The organism is Acinetobacter sp. FB (assembly GCF_056033405.1).
On sequence record NZ_CM148502.1, the window covers coordinates 780,116 to 797,655 of the forward strand.

Annotated in this window: 19 protein-coding genes; 8 read left to right on the forward strand and 11 right to left on the reverse strand. The window is 37.6% G+C overall.

Features of this window, described 5'->3' with window-relative positions; genetic code table 11:
- Positions 1 to 60: 60 nt before the first annotated feature.
- The 6 genes from AC0JIQ_RS03725 to rpoD all read right to left on the reverse strand — a co-directional run bounded on the left by AC0JIQ_RS03725 (position 61) and on the right by rpoD (position 5,464).
- The gene (locus AC0JIQ_RS03725; protein ID WP_474202674.1) at positions 61 to 1,245 is read right to left on the reverse strand and encodes an iron-containing alcohol dehydrogenase; all 1,185 of its coding nucleotides are present in this window, start codon (positions 1,243 to 1,245) and stop codon (positions 61 to 63) included.
- Between the two features lies 1 nt (position 1,246).
- Positions 1,247 to 1,780, reverse strand: a complete 534-nt coding sequence (locus tag AC0JIQ_RS03730; protein ID WP_004664480.1) for a hypothetical protein — start codon at positions 1,778 to 1,780, stop codon at positions 1,247 to 1,249.
- Positions 1,781 to 1,861: 81 nt separating this feature from the next.
- Complete coding sequence (gene lipB, locus AC0JIQ_RS03735) at positions 1,862 to 2,512, reverse strand: lipoyl(octanoyl) transferase LipB (RefSeq protein WP_474202675.1); 651 nt, start codon at positions 2,510 to 2,512, stop codon at positions 1,862 to 1,864.
- 288 nt (positions 2,513 to 2,800) lie between these two features.
- Positions 2,801 to 3,112, reverse strand: a complete 312-nt coding sequence (locus tag AC0JIQ_RS03740; RefSeq protein WP_474202676.1) for a DUF3144 domain-containing protein — start codon at positions 3,110 to 3,112, stop codon at positions 2,801 to 2,803.
- Between the two features lie 50 nt (positions 3,113 to 3,162).
- Positions 3,163 to 3,450 (reverse strand): YbeD family protein, encoded by a 288-nt coding sequence (locus AC0JIQ_RS03745; RefSeq protein WP_004664473.1) that lies wholly within the window; start codon positions 3,448 to 3,450, stop codon positions 3,163 to 3,165.
- 130 nt (positions 3,451 to 3,580) lie between these two features.
- Positions 3,581 to 5,464, reverse strand: a complete 1,884-nt coding sequence (gene rpoD / locus AC0JIQ_RS03750; protein WP_004664471.1) for an RNA polymerase sigma factor RpoD — start codon at positions 5,462 to 5,464, stop codon at positions 3,581 to 3,583.
- 350 nt (positions 5,465 to 5,814) lie between these two features.
- On the opposite strand from rpoD, the gene AC0JIQ_RS03755 reads away from it, so the two are divergent.
- The 3 genes from AC0JIQ_RS03755 (at position 5,815) to AC0JIQ_RS03765 (ending at position 7,860) form a co-directional block, all read left to right on the forward strand.
- Positions 5,815 to 6,015, forward strand: a complete 201-nt coding sequence (locus AC0JIQ_RS03755) for a PA3496 family putative envelope integrity protein (protein ID WP_004664469.1) — start codon at positions 5,815 to 5,817, stop codon at positions 6,013 to 6,015.
- A gap of 77 nt (positions 6,016 to 6,092) precedes the next feature.
- Positions 6,093 to 6,617: a YecA/YgfB family protein gene (locus AC0JIQ_RS03760; RefSeq protein ID WP_004664468.1), complete on the forward strand. Its 525-nt coding sequence runs from the start codon at positions 6,093 to 6,095 to the stop codon at positions 6,615 to 6,617.
- Between the two features lie 307 nt (positions 6,618 to 6,924).
- Positions 6,925 to 7,860, forward strand: a complete 936-nt coding sequence (locus AC0JIQ_RS03765; protein ID WP_474202677.1) for a hypothetical protein — start codon at positions 6,925 to 6,927, stop codon at positions 7,858 to 7,860.
- Between the two features lie 380 nt (positions 7,861 to 8,240).
- Here the strand turns inward: AC0JIQ_RS03765 and tmpT are convergent, their stop codons facing one another.
- The 3 genes from tmpT to trhO form a co-directional block, all read right to left on the reverse strand.
- Positions 8,241 to 8,873 carry a thiopurine S-methyltransferase gene (gene tmpT / locus AC0JIQ_RS03770; RefSeq protein ID WP_474202678.1) on the reverse strand — a complete coding sequence of 211 codons (633 nt, stop codon included), beginning with the start codon at positions 8,871 to 8,873 and terminating at the stop codon, positions 8,241 to 8,243.
- Between the two features lie 47 nt (positions 8,874 to 8,920).
- The gene (locus tag AC0JIQ_RS03775; protein ID WP_474202679.1) at positions 8,921 to 9,532 is read right to left on the reverse strand and encodes a DedA family protein; all 612 of its coding nucleotides are present in this window, start codon (positions 9,530 to 9,532) and stop codon (positions 8,921 to 8,923) included.
- A 145-nt stretch (positions 9,533 to 9,677) separates the two neighbouring features.
- Positions 9,678 to 10,610 (reverse strand): oxygen-dependent tRNA uridine(34) hydroxylase TrhO, encoded by a 933-nt coding sequence (gene trhO, locus AC0JIQ_RS03780; protein WP_005214121.1) that lies wholly within the window; start codon positions 10,608 to 10,610, stop codon positions 9,678 to 9,680.
- 109 nt (positions 10,611 to 10,719) lie between these two features.
- Here trhO and AC0JIQ_RS03785 point away from each other — a divergent pair, with 109 nt between their 5' ends.
- Positions 10,720 to 11,211, forward strand: a complete 492-nt coding sequence (locus AC0JIQ_RS03785) for a DUF1289 domain-containing protein (RefSeq protein WP_346510651.1) — start codon at positions 10,720 to 10,722, stop codon at positions 11,209 to 11,211.
- On the opposite strand, the gene AC0JIQ_RS03790 is transcribed toward AC0JIQ_RS03785, so the two are convergent.
- Positions 11,208 to 11,864, reverse strand: coding sequence for a DUF2306 domain-containing protein (locus AC0JIQ_RS03790; RefSeq protein ID WP_474202680.1), 657 nt, complete (start codon positions 11,862 to 11,864; stop codon positions 11,208 to 11,210). The two genes, AC0JIQ_RS03785 and AC0JIQ_RS03790, sit on opposite strands and share 4 nt — an antisense overlap.
- A 69-nt stretch (positions 11,865 to 11,933) precedes the next feature.
- Between AC0JIQ_RS03790 and AC0JIQ_RS03795 the strand changes: the two genes are divergently transcribed.
- Positions 11,934 to 12,599 (forward strand): YARHG domain-containing protein, encoded by a 666-nt coding sequence (locus tag AC0JIQ_RS03795; RefSeq protein WP_474202681.1) that lies wholly within the window; start codon positions 11,934 to 11,936, stop codon positions 12,597 to 12,599.
- Positions 12,600 to 12,676: 77 nt separating this feature from the next.
- Here AC0JIQ_RS03795 and gltA read toward each other — a convergent pair whose 3' ends face one another.
- Positions 12,677 to 13,951: a citrate synthase gene (gltA, locus tag AC0JIQ_RS03800; protein ID WP_004664452.1), complete on the reverse strand. Its 1,275-nt coding sequence runs from the start codon at positions 13,949 to 13,951 to the stop codon at positions 12,677 to 12,679.
- Positions 13,952 to 14,851: 900 nt separating this feature from the next.
- Here gltA and sdhC point away from each other — a divergent pair.
- Genes sdhC through sdhA form a run of 3 tightly spaced genes read left to right on the forward strand, consistent with a single transcriptional unit; the run spans position 14,852 to position 17,526 of the window.
- Complete coding sequence (sdhC, locus tag AC0JIQ_RS03805) at positions 14,852 to 15,253, forward strand: succinate dehydrogenase, cytochrome b556 subunit (RefSeq protein WP_018676974.1); 402 nt, start codon at positions 14,852 to 14,854, stop codon at positions 15,251 to 15,253.
- A complete protein-coding gene (gene sdhD / locus AC0JIQ_RS03810) occupies positions 15,253 to 15,618 on the forward strand; it encodes a succinate dehydrogenase, hydrophobic membrane anchor protein (protein WP_474202682.1) in 366 nt (121 codons plus the stop codon). The genes sdhC and sdhD overlap by 1 nt, the downstream gene beginning before the upstream one ends.
- Positions 15,619 to 15,630: 12 nt before the next feature.
- Positions 15,631 to 17,526, forward strand: a complete 1,896-nt coding sequence (gene sdhA, locus AC0JIQ_RS03815; protein ID WP_004664448.1) for a succinate dehydrogenase flavoprotein subunit — start codon at positions 15,631 to 15,633, stop codon at positions 17,524 to 17,526.
- Positions 17,527 to 17,540: the final 14 nt, after the last annotated feature.

The following is a 17,540-nucleotide window of genomic DNA, read 5'->3' on the forward strand; positions in this document are numbered from 1 at the left end:
CCCCGATAACAGGTTGATATCGGGGCTTTGAAAGTTAAATTATTTATTTAACTTAATGAATTACCATGCTTTTTGCAAAATTGCACGAAGATCTTCTAAATTTGCTTCTTTTGGGTTGTAAATGATTGAACCATCATTTAGCGCTTTTTCAGCAACTTCGTCTAACTGCGCTTCTGTCACTTTACCCGTTTCACGTAAAGTGCGTGGAAGTTTAGTAAGTGTGAATAACCGATCACGCATAGTTAAAATAGTTGCAATGGCTTTTTCTGCTCGCAGATTGGCAGGGGTCTGTGCGTAAATATCTGCACCTGCAAGTGGAAGCAATAATTCACCAATCTTAGCACCATTGACTTCTTTGTTGTATTCAAGCACATATGGCAAGAACAAGTTCATGCAAAGACCATGGGGCAGGTGAGCGACTGCGCCTAATGCGTGACCAAGTGAGTGTACTAAACCTACCATTGAATTAGAGAATGCGATTCCCGCCATAGTTGATGCTTGAGCAAGCTCTAAACGACCTTGTGCATCACTTGGGTTGTCTAAAACTTTGAATAAGTTTTCACTAATTTTCTTTATACCAGCACTTGCATAAGCATCGCTTAAAGGATTCGCTGCTAAGCAGGTATAAGCTTCAACACAGTGAGTTAGTGCATCCATACCTGTCATTGCGGTTAGGTGTGATGGCAATGTTTGTGTCATGCGCGGATCAAGAATCGCTGCATGTGGCATGAGGTAGTAAGAAGCAAATGCAAGTTTGACATTTTTTTGCGTATCAGAAACGACAGCAACCATAGTTGCTTCAGAACCTGTACCAGACGTTGTCGGAATCACGAAGAATGGTTTTAATGGTTTTGGTAGATTATGCGCACCTGAGTATTGCAATAAATCATCACCACCTTCTGAGACTAAAATATTAGTTGCTTTCGATGTATCAATAACCGAACCACCACCAATCGCAATAATCGCATCACATTTTTTTTCGCGATAGAGTTGTGCTGCTGCACGTACTACTTCTAAGCTTGAATCGGGTGGAACGTCATCAAAAATTGCACCAATTACAGCATCTGTTGTGCTAAAAGCAGCTTCAATTGGGCTGAGTAGACCATTTGCACGTACGCCTTTATCGGTAATGATCATTGGGCGTTTTGCACCAAGAGTCGCAAGTTCAAAAGGGATGTGCTCTAACGCAGCGTTACCAGCAATTACTTTTACAGGACAGAAAAATTCGTAATAAGGCTTAGCCATGTTATGCGCTCCGTTTGAAATATGATTGTGCGACTTTGAGGTAGATATTTTTTGCGCCAGTGAATTTTTCTTTGAATGTTAATTCAGCTGGATAACGTTTCACAGCAAGTGATGCGATCAATTTAGGTAGAATTAACGCTTCCATTTTATTTAAACAACGAACTAATCGAATGGCACTTGAAACATCACCATCAGCGATCATACGGTCGTTAGCAAATGCTTGAGCGGTACTTTCTTGGAAAGAAAATACAAGGAAAGCATGTGTTAAATGTTTAAAAGTAATTGTTAAATCTGGTTTGCCTTTATAATTAGGTAAAAGCTCCAATTGTTTTTCTTCGGTCACTCGTGCAATAAATGCAGGACCATTTGGGAAAACATTCATTGAAAGTATAAAGCCAACTGGAAATTTAGAGACTTCCTGTTGTACTTCGTCATCCACTTGGCTTGCCATTACTAAACCACGACCGACGACATCCATCATGAGTTTTACGTAGGCAAATTGCAAAGTGGGCTTCACTGCTTTGGTCGAAATCACTCGCGTATCCCTTGTTAAAATTATGCAAAAGCAAATTTAGAGTAATTACTCTAATTTATTTCTTTGGAATTTAAAAGTAGTTTATTCAGATTTGACTACAAGGTCATGAAAGAAATTCGTATTTTGTAAATAGCTAATAAAATCATGACAAAGTTGCTCAAAGCTTGGGTAATCTTCAAGCAAGTCTTGCAAGCGTACCATTTCTAAACCTGCGTATCCACAAGGATTAATGGTTTGAAAGCCTGTTAAATCACAATCAATATTTAAGGCAAAACCGTGGTAACTACGACCACGGCGAATTTTAAAACCTAAAGACCCGATTTTACGACCATCAACATAGACACCTGGTGCATCAGGCTTAGCATAAGCCTCAATATTGTATTGTTTCAGCAACTCAATCATGGCTTGTTCAGCAAAGCTGACTAAAGTTCGGACATGCCATTTCAAACGGTTTAAATCTAATAGGAAATAAGCAACGAGTTGACCCTTACCATGCCAAGTGACCTGTCCCCCGCGATCAGTATGGACAACAGGGAGGTTGCTGTGCATCAGGATATGTTCAGCTTTACCTGCTTGCCCTTGAGTCAAAACATCTTGATGTTGTAATAACCAAACTTCATCGGGTGTGGTTTCATCGCGATTGGTTGTGAAGTCTTTCATTGCTTCAAAACGAGCTGTGTAGTCTTGTAGATCATTGAAACAACGAACGATTAAGGAGGGCTTAGAATTCATTTTTAACACCTTGCTTTACATGCTCAAGTATTTCTGCACAGTTTGATTCATATCCAGCAATGGGGAGGTCATTAATAAACTTAGCCCATTTTATAAATATTATTGGCTCACCTGAATTTGCTATTCTTACAGAATTTTCACCTAAGATAGATAGCGTTTCGCTGTAACATAAATTTTGATGAACGTATGTACTGAAAGAACCTGTATAAAAGCAAGTAAAACTCCAAATGAGGGCTAAGCAGATAAAAGGTATACGTTTAAAAAATTTCATATGGCATTTAATATTTCTTATTCGTTGATTATCTCTGATTCTGGAGGAATAAACATATATTCTTGAAAATTTTCAATATAATCATCAAGATTTTCTTCAAGCATTTTTCTATATTCGGTTAGGAAATATTCTATTGTTTCTTCTTTAGCATTCGCTAATTCTTCACCAGTATTCCATCCTGTTGCGCTCACCCAAGCATTAAAGCGTGATGTTGCGTAAAGTATGGAAGCGCTGACTTTTCCTCCTCCGATTACTTCCGTTATCTGCTGATTAGACAATTGAATATGCTGATCAGCTCGTTCATAGAATTCATCATCAATGTTTTGCATTATTATTCTCACAAAAAATCCAAAACACTTTCGTATTTTGGATTTCTTATTTAAAGCGCTGTCTTAATTAAAGGACAGGCTGCAAGATCAGCATATAGTGCATGAACTTGTTCTAATTCTTCGAAGCGTAATTGTGCAGTCAAAGAATGGTATTTACCTGTACGTGAAGGTTGTACTTTTACTGTACCACCATCGAATTCAGGGAAGTGCTTCTGCAAAATATCAACAACAGCCACTCGAAGTTCATCCCCTGCATTACCAATCAATTTGATTGGATAGTCCATCGGGAAAACCCAAAGATGTTCTTGCAATTCACGAGAAGGAGTGCGGTCTAACATGAGCAACCTCTTTAATTTGAAACGCCTGCATCAGTGCAGGCGCTTATGATCTAATAACTAGATGGGGATGGAATGTTTAATTTCAAGTCTCGATTAAGAGCTTATGCACTCACTCAAAACTTCCCATCAATTAGTCATTTTCCAAGAATGAACGTAAATGTTCAGAGCGAGAAGGGTGGCGAAGTTTACGTAACGCTTTCGCTTCAATCTGACGGATACGTTCACGTGTTACGTCAAACTGTTTACCCACTTCTTCTAAAGTATGGTCGGTTGGCATATCGATACCAAAACGCATTTTTAACACTTTAGCTTCACGTTCTGTTAAGTTTTCAAGCACTTCACGTGTCGCTTCTTTTAAACCTTCTGAGGTCGCAGCATCGACTGGAGATGTGATGTTTGAGTCCTCAATGAAGTCACCTAGATGCGAATCTTCATCATCACCGATCGGTGTTTCCATCGAAATCGGTTCTTTTGCGATTTTAAGTACTTTACGAACCTTAACCTCATCCATTTCAAGACGTTCACCTAATTCTTCAGGTGTCGGTTCACGCCCCATTTCTTGAAGAAGTTGACGTGATACACGATTGATCTTGTTAATCGTTTCAATCATGTGGACTGGAATACGAATAGTACGCGCTTGATCGGCAATCGAACGAGTAATCGCCTGACGAATCCACCAAGTTGCATAAGTCGAGAATTTATAACCACGACGATATTCAAACTTGTCTACAGCCTTCATCAAACCGATGTTACCTTCTTGAATCAAATCAAGGAACTGTAAGCCACGGTTGGTGTATTTCTTCGCAATCGAAATAACCAAACGTAAGTTTGCTTCAACCATTTCTTTCTTGGCACGACGTGCTTTCGCTTCACCAACTGCCATACGCTTAGAGATATCTTTGATATCTTTTACGTTCAAACCAAGGTCTTTCTCAATATCAGCAATCTTCTGTTGGAATGCCAATACGTCAGGACGCACTTTTTCTAAATGTGCTTTGGTTTCAGCAGGGGCTTTCGCGATTTGTTCATCTAACCAAGCTGGATTTGACTCTTGTTCAGGGAATGTTGTACGGAATTGATTACGATCCATACGACCACGACGCACTGCATAACGCATGATTTCACGTTCATTGGTACGAATTTGTTCATGTGTGCCGCGAATCATTTCTGAAATGATATCAAATAAACGTGGTGTGAATTTGAACATCATAAAGACTGCAGCTAAAGCTTCTAGTGCAGCTTTTGCTTCGTCACTATTACGACCATGTTTTGCTACAATTGCTTTTGTATCATTCCAAGCAGCTTCTAGTTCAGAAAAACGAACTTTGGCAATTTCAGGATCAGGTCCAGATTCACCTTCAGAATCATCATCACCTTCAGATTCTTCGTCTTCGTCATCATCATCAAGTTTTACATCTTTTGTCGCAGGTGAAGCGCTTTCAGCTTCTTCAAGTTCTGCTTCTTCTTCCAGTACTTCTGGAATGTCATCATCAGTTTCTGGGTCTAAGTAGCCAGAAAGAATATCGGCAAGACGACGCTCACCTGTTAAAAAGTCATTATATTCTTGTAAAACGACTTCAACAGCATTTGGCCAATAAGCAATTGAATGTAAAACGTCACGAATACCTTCTTCGATACGTTTTGCAATGCTAATTTCGCCTTCACGTGTTAAAAGTTCAACTGTCCCCATTTCACGCATGTACATACGTACAGGGTCAGTGGTACGACCAGGCTCACTTTCAACCGATGCTAATACGGCAGCAGCTTCTTCTTCAGCGACTTCGTCCGCAGCTTCAGTAGATTCACCAAACATGGTGTCATCAGTTTCTGGTGCACGTTCATGCACTGGAATACCAACGTCTTGAAGCATCTGGATGATGTCTTCAATCTGCTCACTTTCCGTAATTGAGTCTGGTAGATGATCGTTAACCTCAGCGTAAGTTAAGTAACCTTGTTCTTTGCCTCGGCTAATCAGAGCCGCTACTTGCGAAGTAGGGGAATTCATATCGCTCATCTTTGCTTACTCTTTTGTTGAATCTGTGGCGGTGAAAAACCGTGCATGATAGCACAATTCACGAGGAATGTTTTGGATTTGATCCGCTAGCTTTAAATAAAAAATAGGTTGGATTGAACTGTAGTTTCTTAAATATGGGGGTGTGTCATAATTTTTCAAGCAGAGAATTCCTATTCAAGAATTTTTTCATTAGTACAATTGTTAGAATATAAATACACAAAAAAAACGATGAAAAAAAGTACAAAACACCATTTTATAGTGAAAAAATCAAATAAAACTTGACAAGGTTTGATAAGACCGATAAATAGCGGCTAGACCCATTTATATTTTTTCATTTAGAGGTACTGTTAGTGTCTTCTACAGATTTCGAATTAGATGATGATAACTACGGTGAGGATGATGTTGGTTTTGATGAGTCATCAGGCAAAATCAGTGCCAAAGAATCATTAGAAAAGCGCCGTTTGATTGATGATCTACTCGCTCAACGCCGTTTAGAACGAGAATTAAAAGATTTCGATTATGATTTCGACGACGATGATTTGGATGACTAAAGCGAAGCAAAATTGCTAAGACTTTATGTTTGAAAATGTTATGCTGTTGCCGATGTATTTAAAATTTGGATCATAAAATGAGCACATTAGATTTAGACTTATTGAGTAATTTTCTTGACGGTGATCAAAATGAGCACGGTTTAGATTTTGCAGCGACTCATGGCTTTTTGTGTGCTATCGCGGTTGGTCCAAAATTTGATCGTTGGCTGGATGAGCTTTTTGAGAGTAATCAAAAGAAAGTTCCTAGTGAAATCATTGAACAAATCAAAGCTTGGTTAGAATCTATTCGTCAAGATTTAGCCAATGAAAACGGAATTGAATTCCCTTTTGAAATTGAAGAAGCAGATGTTGATTCAAGTTTAGGTGATTGGAGCGTTGGTTTTGTTGATGCAATGTTCTTAAATGAAGAGGCATGGTTTGCTCCAGAGTTTGAAGAACAATTGGTTGATTTAACTTTACCAATTATGGTGTTTAGTGGCATTGATGAAGAAGATCCTCAAATGGAGTCTTTCCGTCGTAATGGTCAATTGATGGATGAATTAGCAGAAGAAATTCCTGATAATTTGAACGAAATTTATCTTATGTATCACACACCAACATGATTTTATAGTCATATAATTTTATTATCATAATTTAGAGTAAAATTATATTACTTTTATTTAAAAGCTAGTTCATATATGAGCTGGCTTTTTTATTTGTAAATTAAATAAAAATTAATATTTAATTTAATTAAGTATTTATTTTAAAAAATTTAATAAATTGTTTTGATTTTATTTTGAAGTATTTAAGACCTTGAGTTGACTTAATCTATTATATTTTTTTATTGTATGATTTGATCCTATCTTTTTGCTTGTGTTGATATTATATTCTATTGGTGGTTATTTTTAATTTTTATAAAGAGTGTTGAGTATGGGGAATAATAGAATTAAATATTTTTTTTGGGCTTTTTCTTTAATTCTTGCGGGATGCGGTGGTGGAGGTTCAAATGATTCGAACTCATCCTCTTCAAATAATAATACACCTTCTACAGGTGATAATGAAATACTTAAGGGAGGAACGCTTGTTAATCCTGAAATACTTATTAGTACCAAAAAGTATTTAATTGGGCCTAATAATTTTTATAATTATTTTACATATTCTGGTACTGATAAAGAAACGATATTTTTAAAGGTGAATTTTGACTTACCATTCACTATGCAGAATAGAAGGAGATGTAGAGAATCTATAGCGAATGGGTATCTTGATACAGAGTATCCAATTACACGCATGTATGATAATAAAAATAAGTTAGAGCAATTAAATTGTTATGAAGATGTAAAGTATACATTTGATTCTTCGAATAAGAAAATATTTCAGGTGGTTCCAGCTTATAGAGGAAACGGGATTTTAAATTTTGCAGCAGTTAAAGGTAACGCAGCAATTATAGCACCCGTTGGTGAGCAAGGAAGTCCTAGTAATCCAATTTTAGTTAGAGCATCAAACAAGATGAATCATAATTCTTTTTATAATTACTTTAAGTATAGTGCAAAAGCGGGGGAGACAATTCACTTGTCGGTATTTTTAGATACACCATTAACCGATAGACAATTAAGACGTTGTCGTGAGGCTGAAAGTGATTTGACTTTGAACAAAGTTAGTGGTTATTCAACTGATCTATATATTTATGATGATAACTATAATTATGTAAAATCTGTATGTGATACTGAGGTTAAATATACTTTTTCTAAAGATGGTACCTATATTTTCTCATTTAACTTTGAGGGGGCAGGTAATAGTGATGGTGGTGGGAATGGAACAGGGACTATATACTTTGAAAGTCTAGGTACTCAAATGTCATATAACTAAGTCTTGATAATTTCATGTGTGGAATAAGGCTGTTCTAGAGTGGCCTTATTCAAAAATATTGTGGCTTGGTAGTATTTAAAATTTTTAGTGATATTTAAAATATAATTTTGCTAAAGCAATAATTTAGTTTTTTAAAATTTTTATAAAATGAATTGTAGATTATGTAATCTATTTTAAATTATAGATTAATGTTGGTGAAGTCTTTTGATGGGTTTTAATATGGTCTTTTGTGTGAAATTTAAATTTTGACTATCTTTGTTAAGATTCTAAATATAATGATTGAACAACTTAATATGCTTATTGGATAAGTTTGGCTTTCTTGAACGGATAAACACTCTGGGAGAATATCATCATTCTCCAGAGCTAATGTTCTGTCTAGATCATTTACGGCTTAGGTGCCAAATACTTTCATTGGCTGTTGCTTTATTTCTAAGATTTTCTGTTGTAGTTGCTAATAATTCAAAATTGTAATGTTCTGCGTAATGCTTTGTTAATTCATCTTTAGGTACGGAGAATGGTGGTCCTTTAAGTAAATTCTGATCATATTCAAGGCTAATTAATAGCTGAGGTGCTTGTTTTGTAATGTCTAACAAATGTTGTGTGTATTGGCTTCGCATTTGTGGTGGAAGAGCGATTAGAGCAGCTCGATCATAAACAGCATCTATATCTCCAAGTTGTTGTGCTGTTAACTGGAAAAAATCACCAATGAATAATTCAATTTGGGGATGTTGATAGTGAGTCAATTCACCTGATTGTGCCTCTTTAAAGCTCAATCCTAAATTTGAAATAAGATCTTGGATTGCAATAGGGCTAAGATCAATACCAACTATATGATAACCCTGATTTATTAGCCAGTTTATATCTAAACTTTTACCACAAAGTGGAACAAAAATACGTGCATGAGGCTTTAAATCTAATGATCTAAAATATTGGGTTAGTAGGGCGTGAGGTTGTTCTTGATGAAAACCAATATTATTGTTTTGCCATTTGTCATGCCAAAAATCATGTTGCATTATTTGAACCTCAGTATTCATTTAAATAGAGTTGAAAATGTCATCTACTATTTTTTTGATAAATAGAATTTCTTGATTAAGAACCAAAGTACGTATGCTATTGCAATAGCTAAAATAATAGTGCCAATACGTTGTGTAATAGCACTCATCAATGCTGGATTTTCACTAAAATGATAACCAACATAGGCAAGTAGCGTGGTCCAAAGGATTGTACCTGCAGCACTATAAGCCATAAACTTACTAAAAGGCATTTTGCTTATACCTGCTGGGATACTAATTAAAGAGCGAACTGCAGGTACCATACGACCAAAAAAAACGATCCTATGCCCATATTTTTCAAACCAAACTAATGATTTTTCAAGATCAGCAACACTAATACGGAGGTATTTTCCGTAGCGTTCGACAAGAGTAAAAAGGTGGTGTTGCGGAATCTTTCTACCAATCCAATACAGTAATGCCGCGGCTAGAAGTGAGCCGATACTACCAGCAATAATCACTCCGATTAAAGTCAGTTCACCTTTTGCCGCAGTATAACCTGCGGATGGCATAATGATTTCGGATGGAATCGGTGGGAAAATATTATCAAGAAACATTAAAAATGCGATACCTAAGTATCCTAGTTTCTCCATGATGGATAATACCCAGTCTTCCAGTCCCATAGCGCCTAAATGTGATTTGTGATTTAAGGTTTAGAATAATGGTTGTCTAAATAACTCTCAATGATGTATTGGTTAATAATCTTGATGATTAAAATAAAAAAGCCTTAGTTTGAGCTAAGGCTTTTTATTAAATGTTTATACATATTTATAGACGCTTGCGTTTTGCCGCTGCAATCTGTGATTGGCGCATACGGAAGCCTGCTTTTTGCTTGTCCGTGGTTTTATCAATACAGTAAACACAAGACACACCATGTTCATAGCTTGGCAGTTCAGCTTCAACCTTAGTAAGTGGCCAACCGCAAGCATGACACTTGATGTTTTCACCTTCTTCAACACCATGAGTAACAGCAGTACGGCCATCAAAAACGAAACATTCACCTTCCCACATGCTTTCTTCAGCAGGTGTTTCTTCTAGGTATTTAAGAATGCCGCCTTTCAGATGATAAACCTCATTGAAACCTTCTTGGAGAAGGAGAGAGGTTGATTTCTCGCAACGAATACCGCCTGTACAGAACATTGCAATTTTTTTGTCTTTATGTTGTTCGAGGTTTTGTTTTACATATTCAGGAAATTCACGGAAACTTTCAGTTTTCGGATCAATCGCGCCTTTAAATGTACCAGCTTTGTATTCATAGTCATTACGAGTGTCGATCAAGATCACGTCATCACGACTAATCAGATCATTCCATTCTTTAGGATCAAGATAGTGGCCAACTAAATCACGTGGCTTAACTTCGACACCTAAAGTGACAATTTCATTTTTAAGTTTAATTTTCATTTTACGGAATGGTTTTTCAGAGCTTTCAGACTCTTTATATTCCATTGCATTAAACCCTTCGTTTAAAAGGAATTGATGAACGGTATCAATCGCAGCGCGGTCGCCAGCAACAGTTCCATTAATTCCTTCAGACGCTACAATCAGAGTTCCACATAAATTGATGCTCTTCACTAAGTTCAAAAGACGTTGTTGCAGGTCTGCTGCATCTGAAACTTCTTTAAATTGATATAGTGCCGCAACAACCCAATTATTGGTCGCTTGCTGTTCTACAGGTGCAAGCTGTTCTACAGTAGCGTTCATGGATAACTCCAAATGTATTAAGATAGAAAAATAAGGCGCACATTTTAGCGCGAAATCTGAAAATAAGCGAGAAAGCCATAAAACAAATATGGTTTTAAAGGAGTTGGTTTTGAGTAACGATCGTCGAATTCCATCATTGACCCCCTGTGCAGGACGTTGCTCAACGGTATTTGGTGATCTGGTTTGTCGTGGTTGTCGACGTTTTAATCATGAAGTGATTCAGTGGAATACCTATACGCCTGAGCAAAGACTTATGGTTTGGAGGCGATTGGATGCACAATTGAATCAAATATTAGTGCCTTTGCTACCTCATGCGAATCTTCAACATATTGAAGGTTTTATTCACAGTAAACATATTCGTGTCTTAGAGACAGCCACTACAGGGCGAAAGTTGTATCATGCTTTGAAAATTTGCGAGAAGAATAAGCATTTGGCATATGATAGTGGGCTTGGTATTACAGATTCACAGGTTAAACCAATTTGGGATGAGTTTGAGCGTCGTGTGTTGGCTTTGGCTAAGGCGAGTTATGAATTGGCATGGTTACGTGCGGATGGTATCAGTGCAACCTTGTTACGTGCCCTAGAAGAAGATGAGATCTAAAAAGATTTTTTACGAAAAGTTAGCCAATAAATAACTATTTCAGCAATTAATACATTTATTGTCCAGCCTAACCATGCTTCAAGCTGATAAATGTGGATTGGTGTAAGCCAATCCCAATAGGGTTGAATTTGGTAAAGTGCAAGTTTCCATGTTCTTAAGCTTAATGCAGATAAGGCTAAAGCAAAACTTCGAATCATCCAGTTACGATGTGCAATCCATTTTTTTTGAAAAGCATAATAAAGTGCAAATAGGGTACTTGTTCCCCATAATAATCCAAGAATGACAAAGCAGATTTGAGTACTTAAACCTCCATTTGCTGAAATTGCAAGAATGAAGCCGCTAGGCAAGGCGGCTCCAAGTGTTGCAATAATATAAAGCCAGCCCGCATAGCGATGTAAACGTGGTGTGTTGTTACGAATTGAATGTGAGAATTGGGTAAAACCCGCCAATAATACCAAGCCGCTAGTGATAACATGAGTTTGAAATGCAAAGCGCCAAGGCTGAGTGTGCACGACATCTTGCTTAAGAACTAAAAAATTGGTGCTATCCGACCAAGGGAAATAATTCAGGCAGATTTTAAGCATTAACCAAGATAGATAGCCGAAAACTAATATGATGATCAATTGAAAGAATTGGTTGAGTATTTTCCACATAAATATTGATCACTGATATGCTGTGTAAGCAAAATAATTTAAATAGTCTTTTTAGATGAGAACATTAAAATGAATAAGCCTAAACAATTATTAATTGCGATTGCTATTTTATCAAGCACTACGCTGACTTTAGCACAACCCGCTCAAATAGCACCTTCATGGACAGGGTTATATAACGATGAACAAAAAATTTCTTTGTTTATGCAGCAAAAAGGTAATGATGTTACTGGTTATAGTGTGTTGAATGGTAAGCAACTAAATTTTAAAGGGAAAATAAAGCAAACTGATTCAAATTATACATTAACCTTAAATGAAGTTGGGCAGGGTGTGGATGTCGGTCGATTCGTATTGAATTATAAGGGGAATACTTCACCGATTGAAGCGCAATGGTCGTCTGCAACTCAAACGGTAAAACCTAAATTTTTTAGTCTAAATGCACAGCAATGTAAATATGCAAAAGAGCAAGGGGAATTTCCTGATGCTTCTGTGCGTTTTTTAAAAGATGCTGATTTACAAGTACCTTTAGGTCAATTGCAATATATGCGCAATGAAATTTATGCACGTCATGGATATGCTTTTCAAAATAAAAAATGGGCGATCACTTTCTCACAATATGATTGGTATATGCCATGTTATCTAAATGTAGATGCGCGTTTGACTCAGATTGAAAAAGAAAATGTGAAACGTATTAAAATGGTCGAACCATATGCAAAAGATATAGATTGGGGGCGTTAATTTATTTTGATGAATACTGTTTCTAATAAAAAAGCTGCCATTTGGCAGCTTTTTTAACATTAATTTTAAAAATAAAATTAACGTTTGATGTCGCGTTGAGTCGAGCCTGTGTAAAGCTGACGTGGACGACCGATCTTGTAAGGACCGCTGTGCATTTCTAACCAGTGGCTGATCCAACCAACTGTACGTGCAAGCGCGAAGATTACAGTAAACATTTCTGTTGGGATACCAATCGCTTTTAAGATGATACCTGAATAGAAGTCTACGTTTGGATACAAGTTACGCTTGATGAAGTATTCATCAGAAAGCGCAATTCTTTCAAGTTCCATTGCAAGAGCAAGTTGTGGATCTTGGATACCTAAAGCTTCAAGTACTTCGTCACAAGTTTGTTTCATGACTTTCGCACGTGGATCGAAGTTTTTGTAAACACGGTGACCGAAGCCCATGAGTTTAACTTCTTTGCTCTTCACTTTTTCCATGAACTCAGCAACGTTTTCTACGCTACCAATTTCATCTAACATTTTAAGTACAGCTTCGTTTGCACCACCGTGAGCAGGTCCCCAAAGTGCAGAGATACCAGCAGAGATACATGCATATGGGTTCGCACCAGTAGAACCAGCAAGACGAACTGTAGACGTAGATGCATTTTGCTCGTGGTCAGCATGAAGCGTAAAGATACGATCCATTGCACGTGCAAGAACAGGATTTACTTTGTAGTCACGATCAGCAGGAGTTGCAAACATCATGTGCAAGAAGTTTTCTGCATAACCTAAGTCATTACGTGGGTAAATGAATGGTTGACCTACAGTGTACTTATAGCTCCACGCTGCAAGCGTAGGGATTTTCGCGATTAAGCGAATTGCAGTAATTTCACGATGGTTAACATCTTCGATGTCTAAACCGTTGTGATAAAACGCAGATAATGCACCTACTACACCAACCATGATTGCCATAGGGTGAGCATCACGACGGAAACCATTGAAGAAACGGCTTACTTGGTCATGAACCATAGTGTGGTTGCGAACTTTAGCATCAAATTCTGCTTTCTGTTCAGCATTTGGAAGCTCGCCATTTAATAATAAGTAGCAAGTTTCTAAATAGTCTGCTTGAGTCGCTAATTGATCAATCGGATAGCCACGGTGTAATAACACACCTTTGTCACCATCAATGAATGTGATCTTAGATTCGCAAGCAGCTGTCGCCATAAAACCAGGATCGAAAGTAAAATGACCAGATGCCAATACATCTTTAACGTCAATTACATCTGGGCCCAATGTGCCGCTGTAAATTGGTAATTCAATTTCTTTGCCATCAAGCTGTAATACGGCTTTTTTGCCAGTTGCTGCAGACATTCAATAGATCTCCTGTCCTGGTGAATGATTATCTGACTCGAAATCCTAATCTTGTCATGTGCGAATCAGACGGTGTCAAAATTTGCTATAAGATTAGTGGCTACTAAAATTTTGTCAATTATACTTAGGGATAAAAAATAACGTTATTGCAGTCAATTAGTCATTCAGTATCAAAGAAAAAATTGAGTAAAATCACAGCATCGGTCGAGTATAATATGTCAAATCAGGTTTGAGGTGCATAAAAAAAATGAAGCACCAGTACAATTGTAAGTAAATTTTTATCCGAGTTATATTTTGGCGCTTAAAAAATAAATACTTACCACAATTCAAAAGCCTATATATCTCAGGGTTTAGAATTAACTATCCATTAAAAAATAGATTAAAAGTTTTATATATCGAGTCATAATTGATTCATTATGGTGCGATTAATTGTATAAAAAATAGCTTATTTTTTAGGAGTATCTAGTATGAGGAAACAGATTATTGATCCCTGATATTTAATATATAAATGAGGGGTATTATTTTTGCCTATATTTAAGATTGTGGTTTTTGATTAATTTTTAGACATTAAGCGGAGTGTTATTGAAATATATTAGAAATAATTTTGACAAAAAATTTAGTAAACTAAAAAATAATAACTCATATTTTATTTTTATATAACAGTAATATATTGGGTTTTATTGCGGTTTCTAGCGCAGCTTACATATGTATTAAATGTGAATGATTCTTATTTCATTGCATTTTCGACTAAAGCGAAAACTGATTGTTTGTATTTTGATATTTCACGTTTTATAATTCGTTGTCGTTATATAGGTTAGGCGTGCATTATGCTTGCCTGACTATGCCAGCTTTCCTTTGAATTAATTCAAACAAACTCCGGATGGAGTTTCTACCTACAGGATGCCCGCTGTGAAAAGCAACAGACCTGTCAATTTGTCCATGGGTCAGGTGTTAGCGGTAAATTTACGCTCACCCGTGGCTATTGCATCAATTCTACACCGTTTATCAGGTGTAATCGTTTTCTTATTAGTCGCTGTTCTTTTATGGATTTTGGATAAATCTTTATCTTCACCAGAAGGATTTGACTACGTTAAAAATGTCGTTTTCGGAAATATCTGTGTACGTTTCATCGTATGGGTATTTGTAGCTGGCTTAATTTTTCACTTCATTGCTGGGGTAAAGCATTTACTTGCTGATCTTGGTTTTGCTGAGGAACTTCAAAGCGGTCGTATTGCAGCTACTATTTCATTGATCTTGTCTGCGATCGGTATTCTCGCGGCATTTGTATGGATTATGTTCTGATGAAAAGTGCTACAGGTTTAACAGGTTCAGGTTCTCGCGATTGGTATATCCAGCGTGTCAGTGCTGTAGTTTTGGCTGCTTACACTGTGGTGATGTTCGGTTGGATCTTGTGTAATAGCGGATTCGGTTACGAACAGTGGGCTGGCTTTATGTTGACTCTACCAATGAAGATTTTCTCTTTATTGGCAGTATTGTCACTTATTGCTCATGCTTGGATTGGTATGTGGCAAGTCTTTACTGATTATGTAACGACTCGTCAAATGGGTCCTTCGGCTTCAGGTTTACGCCTTGTACTCACTACAGCTGTCATTATTTCAGTGTTCGTGTACGCAATCTGGGGTATCCAGATTTTCTGGGCAAATTGATAGGAAGAGATCATGGGCGCAATTAACCCTAAAGAAGATTATTCAAATATTCAAAACCTCACTTTCGATGCAGTTATTGTTGGTGGTGGTGGTTCTGGTATGCGTGCTTCTTACCAACTTGCTCAAGCTGGTTTAAAAGTTGCAGTATTGACCAAAGTATTCCCGACACGTTCGCATACTGTTGCTGCTCAAGGCGGTATTGGTGCATCGTTAGGTAACATGCAAGAAGATAACTGGCATTATCACTTCTATGACACGGTTAAAGGTTCAGATTGGTTAGGTGATCAGGACGCAATCGAGTTTATGACACGTGAAGCGCCAAAAGTTGTTTATGAGCTTGAACACTTAGGTATGCCGTTTGACCGTAACGAAGATGGTACGATCTATCAGCGTCCATTTGGTGGTCACTCTGCAAACTATGGTGAAAAAGCAGTTCCACGTGCGTGTGCTGCTGCAGACCGTACAGGTCATGCATTACTTCATACTTTGTATCAAAGTAACGTAAAAATGGGTACTCAGTTTTACGTTGAATGGATTGCATTAGACTTAATCCGTAACGAAGCGGGTGATGTTCTTGGTGTAACCGCAATCGACCAAGAAACAGGTAACATTGCAGTATTCCAAGCGAAAGCGACTTTGTTTGCTACGGGTGGTGCTGGTCGTGTTTATCGTGCATCAACCAATGCTTATATCAACACTGGTGACGGTCTTGGTATGGCTGCTCGTGCAGGTATTCCATTACAAGATATGGAATTCTGGCAATTCCACCCAACGGGTGTTGCGGGTGCAGGCGTATTGTTAACTGAAGGTTGTCGTGGTGAAGGTGGAATCCTTCGTAACAAAGACGGCGAACCATTCATGGAACGTTATGCTCCAACTTTAAAAGACTTGGCGCCACGTGACTTCGTATCACGTTCTATGGACCAAGAAATTAAAGAAGGTCGTGGTTGTGGTCCTAAGGCGGATTATATCTTGTTAGATATGACTCACTTGGGTGCTGAGACGATTATGAAACGTTTACCATCTGTATTTGAGATTGGTAAGAAGTTCGCAAACGTTGACTGTACGAAAGAGCCAATTCCAGTTGTACCAACAATCCATTATCAAATGGGTGGTATTCCTACGAATATTCATGGTCAAGTTGTTGTACCACACGGTGTTGAAGAGGGTGAATTCTCTGCGCACTATGATAAAGATACGAAAGAGTATTCTTATAAAGGTACACGTGACTATGTGAAACCAGTAAAAGGTTTCTATGCGATCGGTGAATGTTCTTGTGTATCAGTACACGGTGCAAACCGTTTAGGTACAAACTCATTGCTTGACCTTGTGGTATTTGGTAAAGCAGCGGGTGAACACATCATTGACTACGTGACTAAACATCATGGTGATGATTATCAACCGCTTCCGACTGATGTGTTGGAAAATACATTAAAGCGTATTCGTAAGTTAGATGATTCAACGACGGGTGAAAACGCGCAAGAAGTTGCTGATGCAATCCGTGACATCGTACAAGATCACGCAGGTGTATTCCGTACTCAAGCATTGCTTGATAAAGGCGTAAAAGAAATTCTTGCGATTGAGCCACGTGTTCGTAACATTCATTTGAAAGACAAATCTAAAGTATTTAACACAGCACGTGTTGAAGCATTGGAAGTTGAAAACTTGTATGAAGTTGCAAAGGCGACTCTAATTTCTGCTGCTGCACGTAAAGAATGTCGTGGTGCGCATACAGTTGTTGACTATGAGTTAGCACCTGATCACCCAACTTATTCTTACGGTCGCCGTGATGATGAGTGGATGAAGCATACTTTATGGTATTCATCAGACAACCGTCTTGAATATAAGCCGGTACGTTTCAGCCCATTAACGGTTGAAGCAATTGAACCTAAGCCACGTACATTCTAATCGGGAGAACAAAG